The 21,689-nt window shown below is 70.9% G+C and carries 21 protein-coding genes; 12 read left to right on the top strand and 9 right to left on the bottom strand.

What is annotated here, in order from left to right:
• Window positions 1-131: 131 nt before the first annotated feature.
• The 3 genes from dapA to ACFQRI_RS04670 all read left to right on the top strand — a co-directional run bounded on the left by dapA (window position 132) and on the right by ACFQRI_RS04670 (window position 3,432).
• Window positions 132-1,064 carry a 4-hydroxy-tetrahydrodipicolinate synthase gene (dapA, locus tag ACFQRI_RS04680; protein ID WP_380664808.1) on the top strand — a complete coding sequence of 311 codons (933 nt, stop codon included), beginning with the start codon at window positions 132-134 and terminating at the stop codon, window positions 1,062-1,064.
• 7 nt (window positions 1,065-1,071) lie between these two features.
• Window positions 1,072-2,796: a ribonuclease J gene (locus tag ACFQRI_RS04675; RefSeq protein ID WP_380664806.1), complete on the top strand. Its 1,725-nt coding sequence runs from the start codon at window positions 1,072-1,074 to the stop codon at window positions 2,794-2,796.
• Window positions 2,797-3,105: 309 nt separating this feature from the next.
• A complete protein-coding gene (locus tag ACFQRI_RS04670) occupies window positions 3,106-3,432 on the top strand; it encodes a hypothetical protein (protein WP_380664804.1) in 327 nt (108 codons plus the stop codon).
• 74 nt (window positions 3,433-3,506) lie between these two features.
• Here the strand turns inward: ACFQRI_RS04670 and ACFQRI_RS04665 are convergent, their stop codons facing one another.
• The 5 genes from ACFQRI_RS04665 to ACFQRI_RS04645 form a co-directional block, all read right to left on the bottom strand.
• Window positions 3,507-4,334, bottom strand: a complete 828-nt coding sequence (locus ACFQRI_RS04665) for an ESX secretion-associated protein EspG (protein ID WP_380664802.1) — start codon at window positions 4,332-4,334, stop codon at window positions 3,507-3,509.
• Between the two features lie 2 nt (window positions 4,335-4,336).
• Window positions 4,337-5,605 (bottom strand): hypothetical protein, encoded by a 1,269-nt coding sequence (locus tag ACFQRI_RS04660; RefSeq protein ID WP_380664800.1) that lies wholly within the window; start codon window positions 5,603-5,605, stop codon window positions 4,337-4,339.
• Between the two features lie 31 nt (window positions 5,606-5,636).
• Entirely contained in the window at window positions 5,637-6,206 is a 570-nt protein-coding gene (locus ACFQRI_RS04655) for a DUF3558 family protein (protein ID WP_380664798.1), read from the bottom strand.
• Window positions 6,207-6,225: 19 nt separating this feature from the next.
• Window positions 6,226-6,546, bottom strand: a complete 321-nt coding sequence (locus tag ACFQRI_RS04650) for a hypothetical protein (protein WP_380664795.1) — start codon at window positions 6,544-6,546, stop codon at window positions 6,226-6,228.
• A gap of 421 nt (window positions 6,547-6,967) precedes the next feature.
• The gene (locus tag ACFQRI_RS04645; protein ID WP_380664793.1) at window positions 6,968-7,801 is read right to left on the bottom strand and encodes a lysophospholipid acyltransferase family protein; all 834 of its coding nucleotides are present in this window, start codon (window positions 7,799-7,801) and stop codon (window positions 6,968-6,970) included.
• A 102-nt stretch (window positions 7,802-7,903) separates the two neighbouring features.
• Here ACFQRI_RS04645 and ACFQRI_RS04640 point away from each other — a divergent pair, with 102 nt between their 5' ends.
• Together ACFQRI_RS04640 and ACFQRI_RS04635 are read left to right on the top strand one after the other, a co-directional pair.
• Complete coding sequence (locus tag ACFQRI_RS04640; protein ID WP_380664791.1) at window positions 7,904-10,429, top strand: FtsK/SpoIIIE family DNA translocase; 2,526 nt, start codon at window positions 7,904-7,906, stop codon at window positions 10,427-10,429.
• Between the two features lie 305 nt (window positions 10,430-10,734).
• Entirely contained in the window at window positions 10,735-11,925 is a 1,191-nt protein-coding gene (locus ACFQRI_RS04635; protein WP_380664789.1) for a sialidase family protein, read from the top strand.
• A gap of 272 nt (window positions 11,926-12,197) precedes the next feature.
• On the opposite strand, the gene ACFQRI_RS04630 is transcribed toward ACFQRI_RS04635, so the two are convergent.
• The 3 genes from ACFQRI_RS04630 to ACFQRI_RS04620 all read right to left on the bottom strand — a co-directional run bounded on the left by ACFQRI_RS04630 (window position 12,198) and on the right by ACFQRI_RS04620 (window position 14,016).
• Window positions 12,198-12,761: a phospholipase gene (locus ACFQRI_RS04630; RefSeq protein ID WP_380664787.1), complete on the bottom strand. Its 564-nt coding sequence runs from the start codon at window positions 12,759-12,761 to the stop codon at window positions 12,198-12,200.
• A gap of 168 nt (window positions 12,762-12,929) precedes the next feature.
• Window positions 12,930-13,448, bottom strand: a complete 519-nt coding sequence (locus tag ACFQRI_RS04625; RefSeq protein ID WP_380664785.1) for an amino-acid N-acetyltransferase — start codon at window positions 13,446-13,448, stop codon at window positions 12,930-12,932.
• 55 nt (window positions 13,449-13,503) lie between these two features.
• Complete coding sequence (locus ACFQRI_RS04620) at window positions 13,504-14,016, bottom strand: amino-acid N-acetyltransferase (RefSeq protein WP_380664783.1); 513 nt, start codon at window positions 14,014-14,016, stop codon at window positions 13,504-13,506.
• 123 nt (window positions 14,017-14,139) lie between these two features.
• On the opposite strand from ACFQRI_RS04620, the gene rimO reads away from it, so the two are divergent.
• The 7 genes from rimO to ACFQRI_RS04585 all read left to right on the top strand — a co-directional run bounded on the left by rimO (window position 14,140) and on the right by ACFQRI_RS04585 (window position 20,717).
• A complete protein-coding gene (gene rimO / locus ACFQRI_RS04615; RefSeq protein WP_380664781.1) occupies window positions 14,140-15,576 on the top strand; it encodes a 30S ribosomal protein S12 methylthiotransferase RimO in 1,437 nt (478 codons plus the stop codon).
• Window positions 15,573-16,166, top strand: coding sequence for a CDP-diacylglycerol--glycerol-3-phosphate 3-phosphatidyltransferase (gene pgsA / locus ACFQRI_RS04610; RefSeq protein ID WP_380664779.1), 594 nt, complete (start codon window positions 15,573-15,575; stop codon window positions 16,164-16,166). Before rimO ends, pgsA begins: the two co-directional genes overlap by 4 nt.
• A complete protein-coding gene (locus tag ACFQRI_RS04605) occupies window positions 16,163-16,654 on the top strand; it encodes a CinA family protein (RefSeq protein WP_380664777.1) in 492 nt (163 codons plus the stop codon). The genes pgsA and ACFQRI_RS04605 overlap by 4 nt, the downstream gene beginning before the upstream one ends.
• A 204-nt stretch (window positions 16,655-16,858) precedes the next feature.
• Window positions 16,859-17,320: a helix-turn-helix domain-containing protein gene (locus ACFQRI_RS04600; RefSeq protein WP_380664775.1), complete on the top strand. Its 462-nt coding sequence runs from the start codon at window positions 16,859-16,861 to the stop codon at window positions 17,318-17,320.
• Between the two features lie 284 nt (window positions 17,321-17,604).
• The gene (locus tag ACFQRI_RS04595; protein WP_380664773.1) at window positions 17,605-18,438 is read left to right on the top strand and encodes a PspA/IM30 family protein; all 834 of its coding nucleotides are present in this window, start codon (window positions 17,605-17,607) and stop codon (window positions 18,436-18,438) included.
• 17 nt (window positions 18,439-18,455) lie between these two features.
• Complete coding sequence (gene pspM / locus ACFQRI_RS04590; protein WP_380664771.1) at window positions 18,456-19,280, top strand: phage shock envelope stress response protein PspM; 825 nt, start codon at window positions 18,456-18,458, stop codon at window positions 19,278-19,280.
• 165 nt (window positions 19,281-19,445) lie between these two features.
• Window positions 19,446-20,717 carry a uracil-xanthine permease family protein gene (locus ACFQRI_RS04585; protein ID WP_380664769.1) on the top strand — a complete coding sequence of 424 codons (1,272 nt, stop codon included), beginning with the start codon at window positions 19,446-19,448 and terminating at the stop codon, window positions 20,715-20,717.
• 36 nt (window positions 20,718-20,753) lie between these two features.
• On the opposite strand, the gene ACFQRI_RS04580 is transcribed toward ACFQRI_RS04585, so the two are convergent.
• Window positions 20,754-21,590, bottom strand: coding sequence for a ParA family protein (locus ACFQRI_RS04580; protein ID WP_380664767.1), 837 nt, complete (start codon window positions 21,588-21,590; stop codon window positions 20,754-20,756).
• Window positions 21,591-21,689 lie beyond the last annotated feature (99 nt).

Raw genomic sequence — 21,689 nt, 5'->3', positions numbered from 1 at the left:
CCGCCTGTCGCAGCTCCGCCGGGCCGGAAGAAACACGGCCTCGAGGACCCCGCCGACACGGGTTTTGCGGTGGTGCGCGGACCCCTCGGCCGGTGCCCCGGACCGGGGAGCGCACAGGTAGCGTCACGGGCATGACCGACTGCCCTTCCGCGATTCCGGGCCGCCCGTTCGGCCGCGTCCTGACCGCCATGGTCACGCCGTTCGACGAAGACGGAAACGTCGACCTCAAGCTGGCGCAGGAGCTCGCCACCTACCTGGTCGACAGCGTCGGCAACGACGGTCTGGTCGTCAACGGCACCACCGGCGAGAGCCCCACCACGACCGACCACGAGAAGGAGCAGCTGCTGCGCGCCGTGGTCGAGGCCGTGGGCGACCGCGCCACCGTGGTGGCCGGTGCGGGCACCAACAACACCCGCCACTCCGTCGAGCTGGCGCGCAGTGCGGAGAAGGCCGGTGCGCACGGCCTGCTCGCGGTCACTCCGTACTACTCGCGTCCCCCGCAGGAAGGCATCTACCAGCACTTCTGGGAGATTGCCGATGCCACCGAGCTGCCGGTGATGCTCTACGACATCCCGCCGCGCTCGGTCGTGCCGATCCAGGTGGACACCCTCAAGAAGCTCGCCGAGCACCCGCAGATCGTGGCGGTCAAGGACTCCAAGCACGACCTGTGGGCCGGCAGCGAGACCATGAACGACACCGGGCTGGCCTACTACTCCGGTGAGGACCCGCTGAACCTGCCGTGGCTGTCGGTCGGCGCGGTCGGCTTCGTCAGCGTCATCGGCCACGTGGTCGGCGACCGGCTGCGCAGCATGCTCGACGCCTACGAGTCCGGCGACGTCCTCGGCGCGCGCGAGGTGCACAACGGCCTGCTGCCGATCTACCGGTCGATGAACTTCGTCGGCGGGGTCATCTTCGCCAAGACCGCGCTGCGGCTGTGCGGCTACGAGACGGGTCAGCCGCGCCTGCCGCTGCCCGCGGCCACCGAGGAGCAGGTTCGCTTGATCACCAGCGACCTGTGGGATGCTGGGCTGGTACTGGTCAACCCGGACGCAGCCCAGAGGTGAAGCAGATTTGAGCGCAAACGCGACAGCCCCCGAATACCACCCGGTGACGCCGATCTCCTCGGCACCACCGCCGCCACTGGCCGAGGGTGGGCTTCGCGTCGTTGCGCTCGGCGGCATCGGCGAGGTCGGTCGGAACATGACCGTCTTCGAGCACGGCGGCCGGCTGCTCGTCGTCGACTGCGGCGTGCTGTTCCCGGAGGACGAGCAGCCCGGCGTGGATCTGATCCTGCCGGACTTCGGGGCCATCGAGGACCGGCTGGACGACATCGACGCCCTGGTGCTCACGCACGGCCACGAGGACCACATCGGGGCCGTGCCCTTCCTGCTGCGGCTCCGGCCGGACCTGCCGGTGGTGGGTTCGAAGTTCACGCTGGCGCTGCTGTCGGCCAAGTGCCGCGAGCACCGGCTGAACCCGACGCTGATCGAGGTCGCGGAGGGCGAGCGGACCACCCGCGGCGCGTTCGACCTGGAGTTCTTCGCGGTCAACCACTCGATCCCGGACGCGCTGGCGCTGGCCATCCGCACCCCGGCCGGGGTCGTGCTGCACACCGGTGACATCAAGCTGGACCAGCTGCCGCTGGACGGCCGGCTGACCGACCTGGCCGGTTTCTCGCGCCTGGGCGACGAGGGCGTGGACCTGTTCCTGGTCGACTCCACCAACGCCGAGGTCCCCGGCTACGTGACCCCGGAGCGCGAGATCGGCCCGGTGCTGGACCGGGTGATCGGCGGGGCGACCCAGCGGGTGATCGTGGCCTGCTTCGCCAGCCACGTGCACCGCGTGCAGCAGGTCCTCGACGTCGCGCACCGCTACGGCCGCAAGGTGTGCTTCGTGGGCCGGTCGATGGTGCGCAACATGGGCATCGCGGCCGAGCTGGGCATGCTGGAGGTCCCCGAGGGCTTGCTGGTCGAGCTCGACGACGCGCTGGAGATGCCCGAGGAGGAGGTCGCCTTCGTCTCCACCGGGTCGCAGGGCGAGCCGCTGTCGGCGCTGTCCCGGATGGCGCGCGGCGAGCACAAGCAGATCAAGATCAAGGCCGGCGACACCGTGGTGCTGGCCAGCTCGCTGATCCCGGGCAACGAGACCGCGGTCTTCGGCGTGGTCAACGGCCTGGTCCGGCTGGGCGCGCAGGTGGTGCACCAGGGCCACGCCAAGGTGCACGTCTCCGGCCACGCCTCGGCCGGCGAGCTGCTCTACCTCTACAACGCGGTGCGCCCGAGCAACGTGATGCCGGTGCACGGCGAGTGGCGCCACCTGCGGGCCAACGCCGAGCTGGCCACGCTGACCGGCGTGCCGGGCGAGCGCGTGGTCATCGCCGAGGACGGCGTGGTGGTCGACCTGGTCGACGGCATCGCCAGCGCGGTCGGCCGGGTCGAGGTCGGCCACGTCTACGTCGACGGCCTGTCGGTGGGCGACGTGGGGGAGTCGACCCTGTCGGATCGCCTGGTGCTCGGCGAGGGCGGGTTCATCGCGATCACGGTGGCGGTGGAGGCCGCGACCGGCCGGGCCGTCTCCCCGCCCACGATCTCCGGTCGCGGGTTCTCCGACGACCCGAAGGCGCTGGACGACGTCGTGCCGCTGGTCGAGATGGAGCTGGCCCGCACCGAGGCCGAGGGCATCGCCGACACCCACCGGATCGCGCAGGCGGTGCGCCGGGTGGTCGGCCGCTGGGTCGCCGAGACCTACCGCAGGCGTCCGATGATCGTGCCGAACGTGCTCCCGGTGAGCTCCTGACCGCTGCTCTTCCGAGCGAGGAGCCCCGCGCGGGGAGCGCTTCGGGGTTCCTCGCCGACTGCTGGCCCGAGTGGTGTTCCCCGGCCGGGTTAGCGCGTTCACCCCGGGTGTTCGCGCGGGCTGCCCGGGGATGTTGATCGGTCTTCGTCGGGCGTCCTCCTGCGGATCTCAGGTCACCCGAGCGAGCGGAGATCTGAGCAGGTTCGTCGGGACTTTCCGTGCACGCAGGGTTTTGAATGACCACTTCGGAGTGGTCTACCGTCCACGTTGGAGGTACTGAGCAGGCTGGCCCCGGAAGTCGCTGCAAGGGTGAAGTTCGCCGGAACGGAGGGCTCGGGTGAGTTTTCTTCCGGTCGAACGACCACTGGAGAAGATTGGGGTCTGAACGTGCGTACTTCCGCTCGACTTATCGGCGCTGCTGCCGCCGCGACGGCTCTGCTGGCGATCGGCTCCCCGGCCTTCGCCGACAGCGCGGACAACGATGGCATCAACGTGCTGAACGACAACAACGTGAGCGCTGTGCCGATCCAGCTGTGCGGCAACAACGTGGCGGCCCTCGGCATCACCGCGCCGATCGCCTCGCCGAACACCAGCAACTGCGTGAACGCTCCCATCGTCGACCACCCCCAGGGCTGACGCGCAGCTGCAGAGCTCAGATCGAGCGGAGGGCCGGCTCCACCGCGGAGCCGGCCCTCTTGCTGCGCTCGGGGTCAGATGCGGGCGGTGGGGCTGGTCAGGAGCTTGATCATCTCGCTGGTGACGCCGGTGAGCTTGCGGGCGTCGGCGGGGGCGAGGATGTACCACTCCTGGCCGTCTCGGCCCGGTTTGCGCTGCGCGAAGAACCAGCCGGCCTCGGTGTTGAAGAACTGCGTGCCGAACGGCAGCGACCGGGTGCGGCGGACCTTCTCGTCGAAGGCGCGCACGGTGAGCAGTCCTTCGAGGTCGCGCTTGGCGGTGAGGGCGGTGGTCAGCGTGCGCGCGGCCGCGCCGCGCACGCCCAGGTGGCCCAGCGCGGCGGAGAGGTTCTTGTCCTCGCCTCGGCTCATCCACTCGGCGATCTGCTTGACCTTGTCGTAGGGCACCGACACCGATGCGCCCTCGGCCGCGTCGATCTTGCCGAGCAGGTTGGCCACGTTGCCCGCCGGACCGCCGAACTCCTGCCGCTTGACCACGATGTCGCGCAGGTCGTCGGGCGTCTCCCCGTCGGCCTGGTAGGCCTGCACGGTGCTGCGGCCGTACTCGGCCAGCACCGCGTTGAAGTTCTCCCCGTCGCGCAGGTTGACCGCCAGCCCGACCGCGAGCGGCGGCCGGGCCAGCAGGCGGATCGCGTCGTCGACGAACGGGTGCAGCCCGTCGGCGTCGAGCAGTCCTTGCTGGCCCAGCTGCCGCCTGCCGAGCTCAGCGGCCTCGGCGCGGTCCTGCTCGGTGGCGTCGACCGGCAACCAGCCGACCCGCAGCAGCGGGTGCAGCTGCAGGTCGTACCGGGTGCACAGGTAGTTCGCCGCGGCGGCGGGAAGCCTCAGCTCGCGTCCGGACACGCTCACCGGTCCGCGGGGACGTCACCGAACACCGGCGGTGCGGTGCGCTGCATGTCGTTGGTCCAGACGTCCTCTTCCTCGATGAGCCAGCTGGGACGCTCGTGCTCCTGCTCGTCCTCGCCCTGCGCCCCGTTGCCGCGTGCGGGCGCCCCGGCGCCCATGCCGGTCGCGCCGCGCGAACCGGCGGAACCGGCGGCACCGGGCACGTTGCCCGCGGACTGGCCGGCACCGAGCAGGCCGGAACCGGCGCGCCCGCCCATGCCGGGCTCGGCGGCCAGGCCGCGAGCGCCTAGCGCACCGCCACCGCCGCGACCACCGGCGAGCGGCGCGGCAGTGCCACCGTTGTTGGAGTTGTTGCGCGAGCCCGGGCCGCGGGACGCCGACATCCAGCGGCCGTTGACCTGCTTCTCCCAGGCACCGGTCTGCGGGTTCCTGCGGTACAGCGCGCCGTCCGGACCGCGCACCACGCCGGGCGGCAGCGCGCCGCCGGGCGTCTGCGCCCACGCCGCGGAGGTTCCCGCCGGGGCAGCGGCCCCGCCCTGGCCCGCGGCGCCGGCTGCGCCCGCGGTCGGCGCGGAAGCCCAGGCGGAGGAGGTGCCCGCGGGCGCGCCGCCGTAGGCCGATCCCGCGTAGTCCGAACCGCTGCCGCTCGCCGTGTAGGAGCCCGAGGTCGGCGTGACCCCGACCGGCTGCTGCGCGCCCGGGGGCGGCGGCTGGTCGACGGGCTGGAACTCCGGCAGCCGCGCCACGTTCGCGTCGGTCTGCTGGCTGTAGCGCTCCATGGCCTGGTTGGCCTGCTGGTTCGTGTCGACGTAGGCCTGCTGGCGCTCCTCGTAGTCCGACATCCAGCCGGTGACCGGGTTCGAGTCCAGGCCCCAGTCCTCGACCCAGCCCTTCTGCGGCGGGTCCATGATCGCCTGCTGCCCGCTCGGCAGCGTGTCGCCCTCGGCGGGAAGCGCCCGGAAGGTCTCGTGCTGGTAGGTGTTCTGGTCCTCCAGCGCGCCCTTCACCTGCCGCGAGGTCTGCGCCGCCTGGTCGACGATCGGCTTGATCTCACCGATCGAGGCGTTCGCCGCATCCGCCGCAGCACCTGTGTGCGCAGCCTCCGCAGCCCGCAGGGCATCGGCGATGTCGGTGTTCATCTGGTCGAACGCCTTCGCGACCCGATCCCACTTCTGCACGCCCTCGTCGGAGGCGGGCGGAATGCTGGTCGCGTCGGGCGCGCCGCCCATCTGGTTGCGGTACTCCTTGGCGCTACTCGCGTAGCACATCTCAAGCATGGTCTTTGTCCCCCGGAGACTCTTATTTCGCGGCAGGCAAGGTCGGAACAGCGGACTCGAGAGCCTTCTGCGTAACCGCGCAGGGATCGGTGATGTCCACTTGAGCGGTGTCCGCGTAGATCACCTGGCGGTCCGCTGCTGCGAGGAAGATTGAGCAGGAACCCGACTGCGCAGGGTCGGCGTCGTTCGCACGCACCGCGGGATATCCGGCGATCGTCAGTTCCTGGTAGTCGGAGTACGTGGACTTGTTCGCGTAGTACTCGTCGATCGACCGTTCAGGGATTACGCCGAGGGCGACGGACGTGTGGCCGTCCGGTGACTTCCAAACACAGGTGTCAGGGATGTCATCGGAGATCTTCGGCGTGTCGTCGATCGCGCCAGTCGGGTCGACTCCGATGGCGGAGGCGCCTTCCTGCGGCAGCATTCTGCACAGATCAACGCCAGAAGCGTTCTTGGGGTTGCTGATCGCGGTGCCAGAGTCTTGGGGCTTCGGGGGAGGGGCCGGGGACTCAGCCCCGCCCGAGCATGCGACCAGGGAACCGAGCATGAGGGCACCAGCGGTGATCGCGCCACCGCGCTTGAGCAGGCTCATCGTTGCTGTCCTTCTCCGATCACGCCTTGGCTCGGCGGTTTTCCGCGGCAGCGGCCTCGTCATTGCGCCGGTATTCGTCGAGGGCGGCCTGGTAAGCGTCGATCTTCTCGGTCAGCTTCGCGCGAAGCTGACCGACGATCATCGTCAGCGAACCGGTCTCGCCCGTTGCCCGCTCTTGGATTGCCTCGCGTGCCTTGCTGGTGTACGCATCCTGAGCGGTGAGTTCGCCGGGCTTCACCATCCCAGCCTGACGGCGAAGGCTGTCCGCGTCGTCCCGGACCGCTTCGAGCTTCTTGATCGCGCTTTCCAGCCCTGCTGGGTCGACTACGTACCCGGCCACCTCTGTGTCCCCCATCCTTCTGTGACACGTCTGATCGACGAGCATTCTCGCCAACCGTCGCTCGTGCGCGCAGCGTTTCCGCGAAGTCGGCACTATGAGTGCGGTCACCCTACCGTGAGCGCCTGACGTGCTCGGAAGTCACCTGAACGTCGCAATCCGTGCACAGCGGACGGAGCTCGGGTGGAGGCGCGAACCGTGCTGCACGCGAGATGTGCCCACACCTTCCCGCATGCCGAGACGGCTTCCGTGTCGTCCAGGTATCGCGCGTCGTCGAGGCTTCCGACGCATCCTCGCGCGTCAGCGGGTCGGCGTCGGAGGTTGGACTGCAGGAGTGCGGGGCGCCCGGCCGAGAGCGCGTTGGGCTGCTCCGGGCTCGGCGGGTGGTGTCCGGGCCCTCGCCGGAAGCGGTGTCGCGCTCGGCTCAGGGCAGGTAGGGGCAGCGCTTCGTGCCCGCCGGGCGGGTGGGGTCATGGTGGCGCGGCGCGTCGGGTTCGTCGGCGCGCAGCTCGACCAGGCCCTCGGTGACCGCGCGCATGATGCGGTCGCGGGCGCGGGTGGCATCGCCGACGCGGTCGGGGGAGAGGTCCGAGAGGTCGACCGGGTTTCCGAAGTGCACCCGCAGCACCGGGCGGCGGCGGATCGAGCGCAACCACGACAACAGCAGGATCCACAGGTCGCGGGGGCCCTCCACGCGGACCATGCCGTAGCACATGGCCTCGTGCGCGCCCCACTGGCTGATCGGCACCACCGCGGCGCCCGCGGCCAGCGCCATCCGGGCCGCTCCGGTCTTGCCGCGCTCGGGCCACATCCCCGGCTCCAGGGTGATCCGGCCCTCCGGGTAGACCACGATCGGGCGCGGGTCCTCGGCCAGCGAGTCGACGACCTCGCCGAACGCCTCCGCCGCGGTGGCCTTGCCCCGGTCGGCGCGCACGTGGCCGGACCGGCGCAGCACCGCGCCCAGCGCCGGGGTGTCGAACAGGCCTCCGGTGGCCACGAAGCGCGGCGCGACGCGGCGGCGGTGGCACGCGGCGAGCACCACCAGCGGATCGATGTTGCCGATGTGGTTGGCGGCCATCAGCATCGGGCGCCCGTGCTCGGGGGCCGGGACGTCGCCGGTGACCTCGAGGCGACCGGTCAGCCCGACCACCGCGCGATCGACCCGCATCAGCGCGCGCCACAGCCGCGGCGATCGGCGGAAGAGCTTCTCGCGGTCGCTCCGGTGTGTCGGCCCGGGGTCGGCAGGTGCGGCAACCATGATGAGGACAAGGCTCTCACGGGCGGAGTCCCGTGCGGGACCGGCCGCAGTACCCCTGTGGTTGTTGTGACGGGAGAGGCGGGTGCCGATACCGTGTGGGGCATGGCGAGCCGGACGACGAACGGAGGACGCGGGTCCTCGCGCGGCAAGTCGAGCGCGCAGAGCAACGGGCCCGCTGCCAAGCGTGCCAAGTCCAGCTCGACGAACACCAAGCGCAGCACCTCCACCAGCAAGTCCTCGGGCGGCAAGAGCGGGGGCGGCAGCAAGCCGCGCTCGAACTCCACGCACGCCCCGCGCAAGCAGCCGCCCAAGCGCGCGCCCGCCAAGAAGAGCACCAGGAGCTCCGGCGGAGGGCTGGCGCGCGGTATCGGCAACGTGGTGCGCGCCGTCGGACGTCCCGAGCTCGACCCGGCGCACCGCCGCGACGGACTCGCGCTGATCTTCCTGGCCACCGCGGTGATCGCGGCGGCCGGCGTGTGGTGGAAGGCCGGCGGCCCGATCGGCCACTGGTTCGACTGGGCGCTGCGGTCGGTGATCGGCATCGGGGCGGTCGTGCTGCCGATCGTGCTGGCGGTCACCGCGGTGATACTGATGCGCACCGAGACCACGCCGGACGCGCGTCCGCGCGTGGTGCTCGGCACCGCGCTGCTGGTGCTGTCCGCGCTGGGCGTGATCCACATCCTCGCCGGCGCACCGCTGGAGTCCGAGCAGTGGCCGGTCGCCGGTGGCGCGCTCGGCTTCGTGGCCGGCGGGCCGCTGGCGCACGGGCTCACCGGTTGGGTGGCCGCACCGGTGCTGGTGCTGATCGGACTCTTCGGCGCGCTGGTGCTCACCGGCACGCCGATGCGCGAGCTGCTGGACCGCTTCCGCGGCGACGCGGAGGTCGTCGACGAGCCGCCCGCGGACCTGGAGGCCGAGACCGAGGTCAAGCTGCGCAGGCCCTCGCGGCGCAGGCAGGCGGCGATGTCCGAGCAGGACGAGCAGCTCTCCCTCGAAGACGTGCCCGCCGAACCGGCCAAGCAGGCCAAGCAGGCGGCGCCGGAGAAGCCCAAGGCCGAGGAGGTCCCGGCCGCCGAGCCGGAGAAGCCCGCCAAGGCCGCCAAGAAGAACGAGCTGCCGCAGATCAGCCGCAACGTCGAGGGCGACTACCAGCTGCCGCCGCTGGACGTGCTCACCGACGGCGACCCGCCGAAGAGCCGCAGCAAGGTCAACGACTCGATGATCGAGGCGATCACCGGGGTGCTGGAGCAGTTCAAGATCGACGCGATGGTCACCGGCTTCACCCGCGGTCCGACCGTCACCCGCTACGAGGTCGAGCTCGGGCCCGGCGTGAAGGTCGAGAAGATCACCGCGCTGACCAAGAACATCGCCTACGCCGCGGCCACCGAGAACGTGCGGCTGCTGGCGCCGATCCCCGGCAAGTCGGCGGTGGGCATCGAGGTGGCCAACACCGACCGCGAGATGGTGCGGCTCGGCGACGTGCTGCGCTCCTCCGAAGCGGCCAAGGACACGCATCCGCTGGTGATGGGTCTGGGCAAGGACATCGAGGGCCACATGGTCACCGCGAACCTGTCCAAGATGCCGCACCTGCTGGTCGCGGGTTCCACCGGTTCCGGTAAGTCCAGCTTCGTCAACTCGATGCTGGTCTCGCTGCTGGCCAGGGCCACCCCGCAAGAGGTCCGGATGATCCTCATCGACCCGAAGATGGTCGAGCTGACCCCCTACGAGGGCATCCCGCACCTGATCACGCCCATCATCACCGTGCCGAAGAAGGCCGCGGCCGCGCTCGCCTGGCTGGTCGAGGAGATGGAGCAGCGCTACCAGGACATGCAGGCCAACCGGGTGCGGCACATCGACGACTTCAACGCCAAGGTGAAGTCCGGTGAGATCACCGCGCCGCCCGGCAGCGAGCGCGAGTACCGGCCGTACCCGTACATCCTGGCGATCGTCGACGAGCTCGCCGACCTGATGATGACCGCGCCGCGCGACGTCGAGGACGCCATCGTGCGCATCACCCAGAAGGCGCGCGCCGCCGGGATCCACCTGGTGCTGGCCACGCAGCGCCCCTCGGTGGACGTGGTGACCGGTCTGATCAAGACCAACGTGCCCTCGCGGCTGGCCTTCGCCACCTCCTCGCTGACCGACTCGCGGGTCATCCTGGACCAGCCCGGCGCCGAGAAGCTGATCGGCATGGGCGATGCGCTGTACCTGCCGATGGGCGGTTCCAAGCCGGTGCGCGTGCAGGGCGCGTTCGTCGCCGACGACGAGATCCACCGGATCGTGTCCTACACCAAGGACCAGGCCGAGCCGGAGTACACCGACGGCGTCACCGCGGCCAAGGCGGGCGAGAAGAAGGAGATCGACTCCGACATCGGCGACGACCTCGACGTGCTGCTGCAGGCCGCCGAGCTCGTGGTCACCAGCCAGTTCGGCTCGACCTCGATGCTGCAGCGCAAGCTGCGCGTCGGCTTCGCCAAGGCCGGCCGGTTGATGGACCTGCTGGAGTCGCGCGGAGTGGTCGGCCCCTCGGAGGGCTCCAAGGCCCGCGACGTGCTGGTCAAGCCGGACGACCTGCAGAGCGCGCTGAGCGCCATCCGGGGCGGCCCGTCTCCGGAGGACGAGGAGTGAGCACCGGGCCCGCATCCGCGTTCGGATGCGGGCCCGATCACTTTTTTCCGCAGTTTTTCAACGGACGTTCACGCGGTTTCCCGCACGGTTTTACCGCTGCTCCGTTTGCGTATCTGGAATTGCTCTGAACGGAATTGTTCGGAGGGGTTCAACCAGGACTTGTCTGCGATAGCGTGCCCGCTTGCCGACGGTGAATCCGCCAGTGCTTCGAGGGGTAACCACAGATGGTCGTGGCCAAGATTCGCGGTGTCCTTTTCGTTTTGTTGTCGGTGGTGATGCTGGCCACCGCAATTCAGCAGCCCGCGATGTCGGGACCCGCTGACGCGGGCCCGAGCGACGTCGATCGCGGCGAGCTGCTGCGCAACGGCGGCAGCAGCTACCCGCGGATGGTGCGGTTGCAGCACAGCGGGGCGGCCAACGGTCGCGTGCTGGCCAGCATGACCACCTACGCCGACGACGCGGGCTTCGCGGTGATCTACGAGAGCACCGACGACGGCGAGTCCTTCCAGCAGGTCGGGGAGATCCGCGACCCGGCTGGCGAGCGCACCAAGGGCATGTGCTGCTCGACGTTCTACGAGCTGCCCAGCCCGGTCGGGGACATGCCCGCGGGAACCCTGCTGTGGGCCGGAACCGCGGGCATCGGTGACGACGAGGACGTCCGGCGCTCCAGCATCCGGCTGTGGCGCAGCGACGACCAGGGGCGCAGCTGGCAGCTGGTGTCCACCCCGGTGCAGGCGCCGGTCGGCCCCGGCGTGTGGGAACCGGAGCTCAGCGTCACCGCTCAGGGCGACCTGGCGATGTTCTACTCCGACGACGGCGATCCCGACCACGACCAGAAGCTGGTGCAGATCCGCAGCTCCGACGGCGTGAACTGGTCCGCTCCCACCGACACGCTGCGCGACGACGAGAAGTTCACCGTGCGGCCGGGGATGTCCGGCGTGCGCCGGCTGCCCGACGGCACCTACGCGATGGTCTACGAGGTCTGCAACTACGACCCGGTGCACACCTGCACGGTGTTCGTGCGCGAGTCGCGGGACGGCTGGGACTACGGCGATCCCACCGACGTGGGCACCGAGGTCCTGTCGACCGGCGGCGGGCAGCCGCTGGGCACGCCCACCATCGCGTGGGCTCCGGGGCCCGGTCCGAACGGGCGCTTGCTGCTGGCCTACCAGATGCTGGCCAACGACGGTGGCGGTTGGGCGCCCGGCAACGGCAAGACGATCATGGTCAACGACGATCCGAAGAACCTCGCCGGACCGTGGCGGGAGGTCCCGTCCCCGGTGCAGATCAGCTACAACCAGGGCAGCACCTGCCGGAACTTCAGCCCGACGCTGCTGCCGACCTCCGACGGCCGGGGCGTCATCCACATCACCACCGACTTCGAGAAGTGGGTCGGCGGTCCCTGCGAAGCCTTCCACGCCACCGGCCCGATCGACGGCTCCGCAGCTGCCGGAGTCGACGAGGTCAAGCCGATGAACCCCCTCCCAGGCCGATGAACCCCCTCCCAGGCCGATGACGCCCCTCCCGGGCCGCTTCCCCTGCCGGGGACGCTGACGCCGAGACCAGCGCGATCCCAGGACTTTTGATGAAAAAGGGCCCATCCGCCGACCGTCGGGAGCGGGAGCGCCGGGACTCTTGGTGAAAAGGCCCGGTGCCCCGCTCCCGCGCTGGTTCGACCAACTTCCCTCGGAAACGGGACCCCGATTGGGAGGTGATTCCGCACCCCGATTGGGAGGTGATTCCGCACCCCGATTGGGAGGTGATTCGGTCAGCGGTGGGTGGGGAGGGTGATGGTCCTGCCCGTCGGGTCCTGGGCGGTGATGGCCAGGAGGTCGCCGGACTCGGAGCGGACCTCGCGGAGATCGGCCGCGTCGATGGCCGCCGGGGTGGACACGGTCGACGCGCCGAACTGGCGCACGGCCCAGTAGTAGGCGTCGGCGGTGGTCTCGCAGTTCGAGTCGCCGGCGCAGACGTCGTACATGTCGTCGCGGAAGTTGTCGTCGATGCGCAGCCGGTTGTCCTCGGTGAACCGGGACTGGAGCTCGTAGTTGCGGTAGCCGAAGTCGTGCCGTTGGCAGGCTGGCTTGAACTCGTAGCCCAGAGGTTCGTCGGGGGAGTAGGAGCAGGCGTCGTCGGACCAGTCGAGCTGGTCGGCGTGCCGCTGCTCGGCCTTGACGTCCAGGAAGGAATCCAGCGAGATCTCGAACAGGTAGTGGTCGGTGGTGGCCCGCAGTTCGTCGGGGGGAAGGTCGGCGTGGGCGGTGCCGGTGGTCAGCAGCAGGGCTGCTGCTGCGGCGGTGGTCGCGATCCCGCGGCGATGGGCGCGTTCCAAGGCTGTCTCCCTTTTGTCGGAACTGACACGCGCCAACGGTTATAACGCCTCGCGGGGTCGCGAACGAATTGCTTCGGGAATCCGACACCCGCGCGTCGGCGGAAGGACACCTGGTCGCGTCGCGCGAGCGATCGGCCCGTTCTTCGGGGCCGCGGAAAATCGCGCAGGTCAGGAAGGCAGTTCGAGCAGCATTCGGGTGTTTCCCAGGGTGTTCGGCTTGATGTTCGCGAGGTCCAGGAACTCCGCCACGCCGGCGTCAGCCGAATGGCGCATTTCCTCGTAGATCTCCGGGGTGACCGGTGCGCCGTCGATCGTGTGGAAACCGTGCTTGCCGAAGAACTCCGTTTCGAAGGTGAGCACGAAGATGCGCGACAGCCCGAGTTCCACGGCGAGCTCGATGAGCTGCCGGACCAGCCGGTGCCCGACGCCGCGTCCCTTGACGACCGGGTCCACCGCGACGGTGCGGATCTCGGCGAGGTCCTCCCAGAGCACGTGCAGCGCGCCGCAACCCACCACGCGGCCGCCGGTTTCGGCGACCCAGAACTCCTGGACGTCCTCGTAGAGCGTGACCAGTTCCTTCTCCAGGAGGACCTCGCCCGCGTAGGTGTCGACCAGCGCCTTGATCGTCGGGACGTCGGCGATCCGCGCACGCCGGATTGCTATCGCCGACGGCGCATAATCATTCATGCGGTCATCGTAGCGCCGATCGTCTGAGCGCTCGCGGGAATTCTCCCCCGAGCGCTCAGGCGGCGCGATCCAGCTCCAGCAGCATCCGCGTGTTGCCCAGCGTGTTCGGCTTGACGTGCGCCAGGTCGAGGAACTGCGCGACGCCATCGTCCGGGGAGCGGCGGATCTGCTCGTGGACCTCCTCGCTGACCGGCGCGCCGTCGATCGGCCGGAAGCCGAAGCGGCCGAAGAACTCGGTCTCGAAGGTGAGCACGAAGATCCTCGGCAGCCCGAGCCGGGCGGCGGTGGCGATCAGCTGGCCCACCACCGCGCCGCCGACGCCCGAGCCCTTGTGCATCGGGTCGACGGCGACGGTGCGGATCTCGGCGAGGTCCTCCCAGAGCACGTGCAGGGCCCCGCAGCCGACCAGGCGCCCCGCGGCCTCGGCCACGCAGAACTCCTGGATGTCCTCGTAGAGGGTGACCAGCTCCTTGCCCAGCACCACCTTCCCGGCGTAGTGGTCGATCAGGGACTTGATCGCACGGGCGTCGCGGACCCGGGCCGGGCGCACCTCGATGGGGACGTTCACGTTAGGTAAGCCTAACCAATATGCGGATCTTCCGCTTCCGTCCCGGCGGTAATCTCGGCCACGGCCGGCGGCCAGGAGGCTCTCCCCGTGGGGCCCGAGCCCTCGGGCGTTAGGCTCGGACGCATGTCAGCCGAGCAGCAACACCGCCGAGTCGCCATGGTCACGCTCGGTTGCGCGCGCAACGAAGTGGACTCCGAGGAGCTCGCCGGGGAGCTGGACAGCAACGGCTGGCGGCTCGCCGAGCCGGAGCAGGCCGACGTCGTGGTGGTCAACACCTGCGGCTTCGTCGAGTCGGCCAAGAAGGACTCGGTGGACACCCTGCTGGCCGCCTCGGACACCGGCGCCAAGGTCGTCGCGGTCGGCTGCATGGCCGAGCGCTACGGCGACGAGCTCGCCGAGCAGCTCCCGGAAGCCGACGCGGTGCTGGGCTTCGACCACTACGGCAGCCTCGCCGAACGCCTCGACGACGTGATCGAGGGCCGCGCCGTCGAAGCGCACCGGCCGCGGGATCGGCGCACCATGCTGCCGATCACCCCGGTGGAGCGGCCCGCCGCGGCCGCCGAGGTCGCCGTTCCCGGCCACGGCTGGGTGCCCTCGGCCCGCGCGGTGGCGCGGCGCAGGCTGGACGACTCGCCGGTGGCCGCGCTCAAGCTGGCCTCCGGCTGCGACCGCCGCTGCTCGTTCTGCGCGATCCCGTCGTTCCGCGGTTCGTTCCTGTCCCGCAAGCCCGAGGAGGTCCTCGGCGAGGCGACCTGGCTGGCCGAGCACGGCGCCCGCGAGCTGTTCCTGGTCAGCGAGAACTCCACCTCCTACGGCAAGGACCTCGCGGACCCGCGCGCGCTGGAGACGCTGCTGCCGCGACTGGCCGAGATCGAGGGCGTGGCGCGGGTGCGGGCCAGCTACCTGCAGCCCGCCGAGACCCGTCCGGGCCTGCTGCGCGCCATCGCCCGCACGCCGGGCGTGGCGTCCTACTACGACCTGTCCTTCCAGCACTGCAACGAGCAGGTGCTGCGGCGCATGCGGCGGTTCGGCTCCACCGAGTCGTTCCTGCAGCTCATCGAGCAGATCAGGGAGCTGTCGCCGGAGGCGGGCATCCGCAGCAACTTCATCGTCGGCTTCCCCGGCGAGACCGAGGAGCAGTTCGACGAGCTCTGCGCGTTCCTCACCAGCGCCCGGCTGGACGCGGTGGGCGTTTTCGGCTACTCCGACGAGGAGGGCACCGAGGCCGAGGGCTTCGAGGGCAAGCTCGACCCGGAGGTGGTCGACGAGCGCGTCGAGCGGCTCACCGAGCTGGTCGACGAGCTGATCGCCCAGCGCGCCGAGGACCGGGTGGGCACCGAGGTGGAGGTGCTCGTCGAGCGCCGCGACGACGAGGGCTGCGCGGGCCGGGCCGAGCACCAGGGGCCCGAGGTGGACGGCGAGTGCCTCGTGGTCGACCCTGGAGCCGTCCAGCTGGGCGAGGTGGTGCGCTGCGAGGTCGTCGACACCGACGGTGTCGACCTCGTGGTGCGGCCGGTCGCCGGCGAGCCCGCACCGAGCCGCTCCGGGGAGCAACCATGACGGCCGAGGGCGGCAACCCGCAGGCGCAGCCGGTCCCGCTGCTCAACATCGCCAACGCGCTCACCGTCTCCCGCCTGGTCGCGATCCCGGTGTTCCTGGTCGTGCTGTTCTGGGACGGCGGGCACGACGACGTGTGGCGGTGGGTCGCCACGGCGGTGTTCGCGCTGGCCTCGCTGACCGATCGGGTCGACGGGGAGCTGGCCCGCAAGCGCGGTCTGGTCACCGACTTCGGCAAGATCGCCGATCCGATCGCGGACAAGGCGCTCACCGGCGCCGCCCTGATCGGGCTGAGCCTGCTGGGCGATCTCGCCTGGTGGGCCACGCTGCTGATCATCTTCCGCGAGCTGGCGATCACGCTGCTGCGGTTCTGGGTGATCCGGCACGGCGTGATCGCGGCGAGCTACGGCGGCAAGATCAAGACCTTGCTGCAGGGCATCACCATCGGCTTCTTCCTGATGCCGTTGGGGGCTTGGGCGGACATCCCGCGCTGGATCGTGCTCGCGGTGACCCTGCTGGTCACCGTCGGCACCGGGCTGGACTACGTGGTCCGCGCGCTGCGGCTGCGCGCCGGAGGGCAGGCCGCGGCATGATCCTCGAACCGCTGGGTCCGACGTTCGCGCAGGTGGCCGGGGTCGTGGCCGCGCTGAAGCGGCGCGCGGAGACGGTCGCGACCGCCGAGTCGCTGACCGCCGGGCTGGTGTGCTCGGCGCTGACCGAGGTGCCGGGTTCCAGCGGCGTGGTGCGCGGCGGGCTGGTCGTCTACGCCACCGAGCTCAAGGCCGAGCTGGCCGGGGTGGACCGCGAGCTGCTGGTCGAGCGCGGCGCGGTGGACCCGGAGGTCGCCGCGCAGCTGTCCCGGGGAGCTCGGGAGCGCTGCGGGGCGGACTGGGGCATCGGCCTGACCGGGGTGGCCGGGCCGGACCCGCAGGACGGGGTGCCGCCCGGCACCGTTCACCTGGGCTTCACCGGCGCGAACGGCACCGAGGTGCGCACCGCCGAGCTCACCGGCGACCGCCGCGCGGTGCGATCGGCGGCCGTCCGGGTGGCGCTGGAACACTTCGGCGAGTTGCTTGGTTGAGTTCGGGTGTGTGGCGAACCGCGCCCGAGGCTGTACCGTGCGCTGCGGGAACGCGCACGGCGACGGACTAGTCCGATCGATCAGGAGACGTTCGCCCTGGGCGGACTTGGGCTCGATCGTTCTCGTTCGGGCCCATCGATGAGTAACGTAGGGGGCGTTCACGCGTAGTGCACGCGGAAGGCGACGAAGGAAGGGAGGCGCGCGATGACCGTTATGTTGCGGGAGGCGGTCGGTGAACGACTGCGTCGCGCCCGGACCGCACAGTCTCGGACCTTGCGGGACGTTTCGCGCGCTGCCCGGGTGAGCCTCGGATACCTCTCCGAGGTCGAGCGGGGCCGCAAGGAGGCGTCCAGCGAGCTGCTCGCCTCGATCTGCGACGCCCTGGATCTGCCACTGCCGGAACTGCTGGTGACGGTGGCCGGTGACCTCGACGATTCGATGGTCGTGCCATCGGTGGTCGAGCCGACGGCCGCGGACATCGGCGACGACCAGCTGGTGCCCAGCCTGATCGGCACCGAGCTCTCCGACGCCGAGCTGGCCTCGGAGCAGCTCGCGGGGGCCGAGGCCGGGGCCGATGCCGAGCCGCGCGTCTCCGAGCGGCTGCAGCCGGTGCTCAGCCAGCGGATCAGCGCACCGGTGCGCAAGGGTGTAGTGGTGGCTGCCTGACGAACGACGAGACCCGATCCGACCGCCCCGCGCTCCCCGGCTCGACCGGGGGCGCGGGGCGGTCGCGCATCGTGGGCGGATCGCGTTTCGCGTCCGATTTGCCCCCCGGTGCGGCGGGCCGGCGGGAGAGCTGGTTCGATCTTGGGTGGGGTCCTGGGGAAATCCCGGAGATCTGCCGTGTTTGGTGGAAGCGGGCACAGCTACCTGACACGATGGAACCGGGTGATGCGCCCGGTGCGTTGTGCGGGGCAGCCGGTTAAGCGGAGAGAAGGCAGGCGGAGGAGATGGCCAACCCGTTCGTTAAGGCCTGGAAGTACCTGATGGCGGCGTTCTCGTCGAAGGTCGACGAGCACGCCGATCCCAAGGTGCAGATCCAGCAGGCCATCGAAGAGGCCCAGCGGCAGCACCAGGCCCTTTCCCAGCAGGCCGCCTCGGTGATCGGCAACCAGCGCCAGCTGGAGATGAAGCTCAACCGCCAGCTCGGCGAGGTCGAGAAGCTGCAGTCCTCGGCCAAGCAGGCGCTGGTGATGGCCGACCAGGCGCGCGCCGAGGGCGACGAGGCCAAGGCCCAGAAGTACGAGGAGACCGCGACGACCCTGGCCAACCAGCTGGTCAGCGCCGAGCAGGGCGTCGAGGACCTCAAGACCCTGCACGACCAGTCCCTGCAGGCCGCCGACCAGGCCAAGCAGGCCGTGGAGCGCAACGCGCAGATCCTGCAGCAGAAGATCGCCGAGCGCACCAAGCTGCTCAGCCAGCTGGAGCAGGCCAAGATGCAGGAGCAGGTCTCGGACTCGATGAAGCAGATGAGCGAGCTGTCCGCGCCGGGCAGCACGCCCTCGCTGGAAGAGGTCCGGGACAAGATCGAGAAGCGCTACACCACCGCGCTGGGCGAGGCCGAGCTGGCCGAGAACAGCGTGCAGGGCCGGATGATGGAGGTCGAGCGGGCCTCCCAGGACGCCGCGGGCGCCAACCGGTTGGCCCAGCTGCGCGCCTCGATGGGCGGCGGTGACCAGCAGCAGGTCTCCGGCGGCTCGCAGCAGCAGATCTCCAGCGGGGAGCAAACCCCGGCCGAGCCGGCCACCAAGCAGCAGCAGAACCCGCAGGCCGGCCAAGCCTGACCAGAGCGGAGGCCGTGATGTCCCGCAAGCGCGAGATCGCCCAGCTGGGCGAGGAGGCGCTGGAGACCCTGCGCGGACCGGTGCTCACCGAGGTGCGGCGGCGGTTCGCGAGCTGGCGGGACCCGCGCGCCAAGCTGCTCCGGCAGCGCAAGCGGGCCAAGCGGACCGCGACCGGCGGTGCCGCCACCGCGGGCGTGTTCGGCGCCGGCGCGGTGGGCACCGGCGTGGGGCAGGCGACCCTGGCGGCCGGTTCGGGCCTCGAGGAGGTCGTCTGGGGCTTGTCCAGCTTCGGCATGGGCGGCGTCGCCGCGGCCGGCGCCGCGGTGGCGGTGGGGTTCGGCGTGAAGTACCGGCGGTTGAAGCGCACGCCGCTGCCGCCGGAGCGACCCGATCCGGTGGCGCTGCCCGCGGCGGGGTCGGCGGCTCGCCCGTCGATGCAGCGGCTGCGCGACGCCGAGGAGTCGCTGCACGCCGCGCTGTCCGAGCTGGGGGCGATCGGCGCGGGTGCCGCTGCGGCCGATGCCCGCGCGACCGCCGATCACACCGCCGCCGAGCTGCGCCGAGGTGCGCAGCGGCTGGTCGCGGTGGAATCGGCGATCCGGCACGCGCCGGAGTCGCAGAAGGGCGCCCTGCGCGAGGACGTCGAGCGGCTGCGCGGCGAGCTGGACGAGGGCGTGGACGGCTACGGCGGCCTGGTGGCCGCGGCGGGGCAGGCGCTCGCCGCCAGCGGATCGGTCGAGCAGACCCACCTGCTGCAGGACGCCACCGACAAGCTGGCGGGCCTCGCCGACGGGATGCGCGAGGTCTTCGGCGACCCCGACTCGCCCGAGCTCCGTGGCTGAACCGCGACACACCACGATTTGGTTTCACGGTTCGTAATCAGGGTTTTCGCGCCTCACCGGACCGGGTGGCTTGATTATGTGAAACCGAATAGTAATCTTCCCGCTGTCACTACATGAAGTGACAGTTTCCGCCTGAACGGGTGGTACGTCGGGGAGGTCGTCGCTGTGGCGCTGTGGACCGTGCACGGCAACGGTCGGCGACTCCTGCGCGATTCCGTGGTCTCCTCCGAGGAGCGGCTGAGCTGGCCGCTGACCGTCGGCTTCGGCCTGCAGCACCTGCTGGCGATGTTCGGCACCACCACGCTGGTGCCGCTGCTGACCGGCTTCCCGGTCGCCACCACGCTCCTGCTCTCCGGGCTGGGCACCCTGCTGTTCCTGCTGGTCACCCGCAACCGGGTGCCCAGCTACCTCGGCGCCTCGGTGGCCTTCGTGGTGCCCATGGGCGCCGCGGCCGACCAGGTCGGGGCGGCGCCGGCGGCGCTGCTCGGCGGGATCGTGGTCGTGGGCCTGGTGGTGCTGGCCGTCGGCGTGGCGGTCAAGGCGCTGGGCGTGCGATTGCTGGAGTCGGCGATGCCGCCAGTGGTCACCGGCGCGATGGTGCTGATGATCGGGTTGAGCCTGGCCCCGCAGTCGGTGAGCTCGTTCGACCAGAACCGCGTGCCCGCGGCGCTGACCCTGGGCACCGTGGTGCTGCTGATCGTGCTCAGCCGCGGCATGGCCGGGCGGGCCGCGGTGCTCGTCGGCGTGCTGGTCGGCTGGATCTACGCGGCGCTGAGCGGGCAGCTGGTGCCGGGCAGGCTCGCCGAGCTCCGGGACGCGCCGTGGCTGGGCTTCCCGGACCTGATCGCGCCCCAGGTGCACATCTCGGTGGTGCCCTTCCTGCTGCCGCTGGCCCTCGTGCTGGTCGCCGAGCACGTCGCGCACGTGAAGGCGATCGCCGCGATCAGCGGGCGCGACCTCGACCCCCACGTCGGCGACGCGCTCATCGGCGGGGGACTGGCCACCATGCTGTCGGGTTCGGCGGGCGGTTCGCCGGTGAGCAGCTACGCGGCCAACATCGGCGTGATGGCCGCGACCCGGGTCTACTCCACGGCCGCCTGCGTGATCGCGGCGGGGGCGGCGGTGGCGCTGTCGTTCTCGCCGAAGTTCGCCGCGCTGATCAACACCGTCCCGCTGGGCGTGCTCGGCGGTGCGACGCTGGTGCTGTTCGGGATGCTCGCGCTGGTCGGCGTGCGGATCTGGCTGGACGCGCGGGTGGACCTCACCGACCCGATCAACCTGGTGGTCCTGGGGACGGCGGTGATCGCCGGGGTGGGTGATCTGACCCTCCAGGTCGGCGACCTGCGGATCACCGGGATGGTGTGGGGATCGGTGGGCATCGTCATCGTCCACCCGATCCTGCGCGCCCTCGCCGACGCGCGGGACGGCGCCGCTTAGCCGCTGTTCGGGAGCCGGCTCGCGCGCCGGCGAACCTCAGTCGTCCACCTCTTCGAGGTCCTCGTCGTCCCCCGCGGCGGGGCGGCGGGTCCGGGTGGCGCGGAGGGTCCTGGCGAGGACGAGGTTGAAGGCCAGGGCGACCTCGCGGGCGCCCGGGGTTCCCCACTGGTGGATGGGCAGGCAGGCGCCCTGCGCCTGCTGCACCGCCAGCCGATCGGGCAGGGCCACGGGCATCACCAGCGGGCCGAAGATCTCGCGCAGCTCGTCGATGCGGAACTGGTGCTCCTGCGAGCGCGGGCGCACCCGGTTGGCCACCACGCCCAGCGGCTGCAGCCGCGGGTTGTTCTCCCGCTCGGCCTGCACCGCCTCGAAGGCCCGCTGCACGCCGGAGACCGCGAAGATCGTCGGCTCGGTGACCAGCAGCGCGCGGTCGGCGGCCACCAGCGCCGAGCGGGTCAGCCGTCCCAGCGACGGCGGGCAGTCCAGCAGCACCAGCTGGTAGGGCAGCTCGCCCTCGGCGATCAGGTGGTCCAATTCGGACAGCGCCTCGCCGAGCCGGGCCAGGTGCGAGCCGTCCGAGCGGTGCCCGTTGAGCTCCTCGGCGTCCTCGGAGCCGACCAGCACGTCGACCTCCTCGCCCCACGCGCTGGGCGTCACCGCCGCGCGCAGCACCTCGGGGCGCGGATCGGCCAGCACGTCGGACAGGCCCTTGGAGGTCTCGCCGGGCTCCAGGCAGGCCGTCGCGTTGCACTGCGGGTCCAGGTCGACCACGAGCGTGCGAACACCGCGGCGCATCGCCGCGGAGGCGAGCCCCAGCACCACGGTCGTCTTGCCCACGCCACCCTTGAGACTCAGTACCGCAACCGTCTGCACGCCAGCAGCCTAGTGAACGCGAGCCGCGCGCAGCAGCCGCGGCGGGGATTCGCCCTGCGGCACTCCGGTGGTTCGCCGCCGCGACCGGGCATTTACGCT

This window comes from Saccharopolyspora griseoalba (assembly GCF_042665275.1).
In the GTDB taxonomy this organism is placed as follows: Bacteria; Actinomycetota; Actinomycetes; order Mycobacteriales; family Pseudonocardiaceae; genus Saccharopolyspora; species Saccharopolyspora griseoalba.
The sequence above is the reverse complement of the archived record's forward strand: the minus strand, read 5'-3'. Positions and strand labels throughout refer to the sequence as shown.

Bases quoted from the DNA above. Each gene is read 5' to 3' on its own strand.
- rimO (WP_380664781.1), top strand. From the start codon at position 14,140: ATGTCAGCCGAGCAGCAACACCGCCGAGTCGCCATGGTCACGCTCGGT.
- ACFQRI_RS04635 (WP_380664789.1), top strand. From the start codon at position 10,735: ATGTCGGGACCCGCTGACGCGGGCCCGAGCGACGTCGATCGCGGCGAG.
- ACFQRI_RS04605 (WP_380664777.1), top strand. From the start codon at position 16,163: ATGATCCTCGAACCGCTGGGTCCGACGTTCGCGCAGGTGGCCGGGGTC.
- pgsA (WP_380664779.1), top strand. From the start codon at position 15,573: ATGACGGCCGAGGGCGGCAACCCGCAGGCGCAGCCGGTCCCGCTGCTC.
- ACFQRI_RS04655 (WP_380664798.1), bottom strand. From the start codon at position 6,206: ATGAGCCTGCTCAAGCGCGGTGGCGCGATCACCGCTGGTGCCCTCATG.
- ACFQRI_RS04645 (WP_380664793.1), bottom strand. From the start codon at position 7,801: ATGGTTGCCGCACCTGCCGACCCCGGGCCGACACACCGGAGCGACCGC.
- dapA (WP_380664808.1), top strand. From the start codon at position 132: ATGACCGACTGCCCTTCCGCGATTCCGGGCCGCCCGTTCGGCCGCGTC.
- ACFQRI_RS04640 (WP_380664791.1), top strand. From the start codon at position 7,904: ATGGCGAGCCGGACGACGAACGGAGGACGCGGGTCCTCGCGCGGCAAG.
- ACFQRI_RS04625 (WP_380664785.1), bottom strand. From the start codon at position 13,448: ATGAATGATTATGCGCCGTCGGCGATAGCAATCCGGCGTGCGCGGATC.
- ACFQRI_RS04600 (WP_380664775.1), top strand. From the start codon at position 16,859: ATGACCGTTATGTTGCGGGAGGCGGTCGGTGAACGACTGCGTCGCGCC.
- ACFQRI_RS04595 (WP_380664773.1), top strand. From the start codon at position 17,605: ATGGCCAACCCGTTCGTTAAGGCCTGGAAGTACCTGATGGCGGCGTTC.
- pspM (WP_380664771.1), top strand. From the start codon at position 18,456: ATGTCCCGCAAGCGCGAGATCGCCCAGCTGGGCGAGGAGGCGCTGGAG.
- ACFQRI_RS04660 (WP_380664800.1), bottom strand. From the start codon at position 5,605: ATGTGCTACGCGAGTAGCGCCAAGGAGTACCGCAACCAGATGGGCGGC.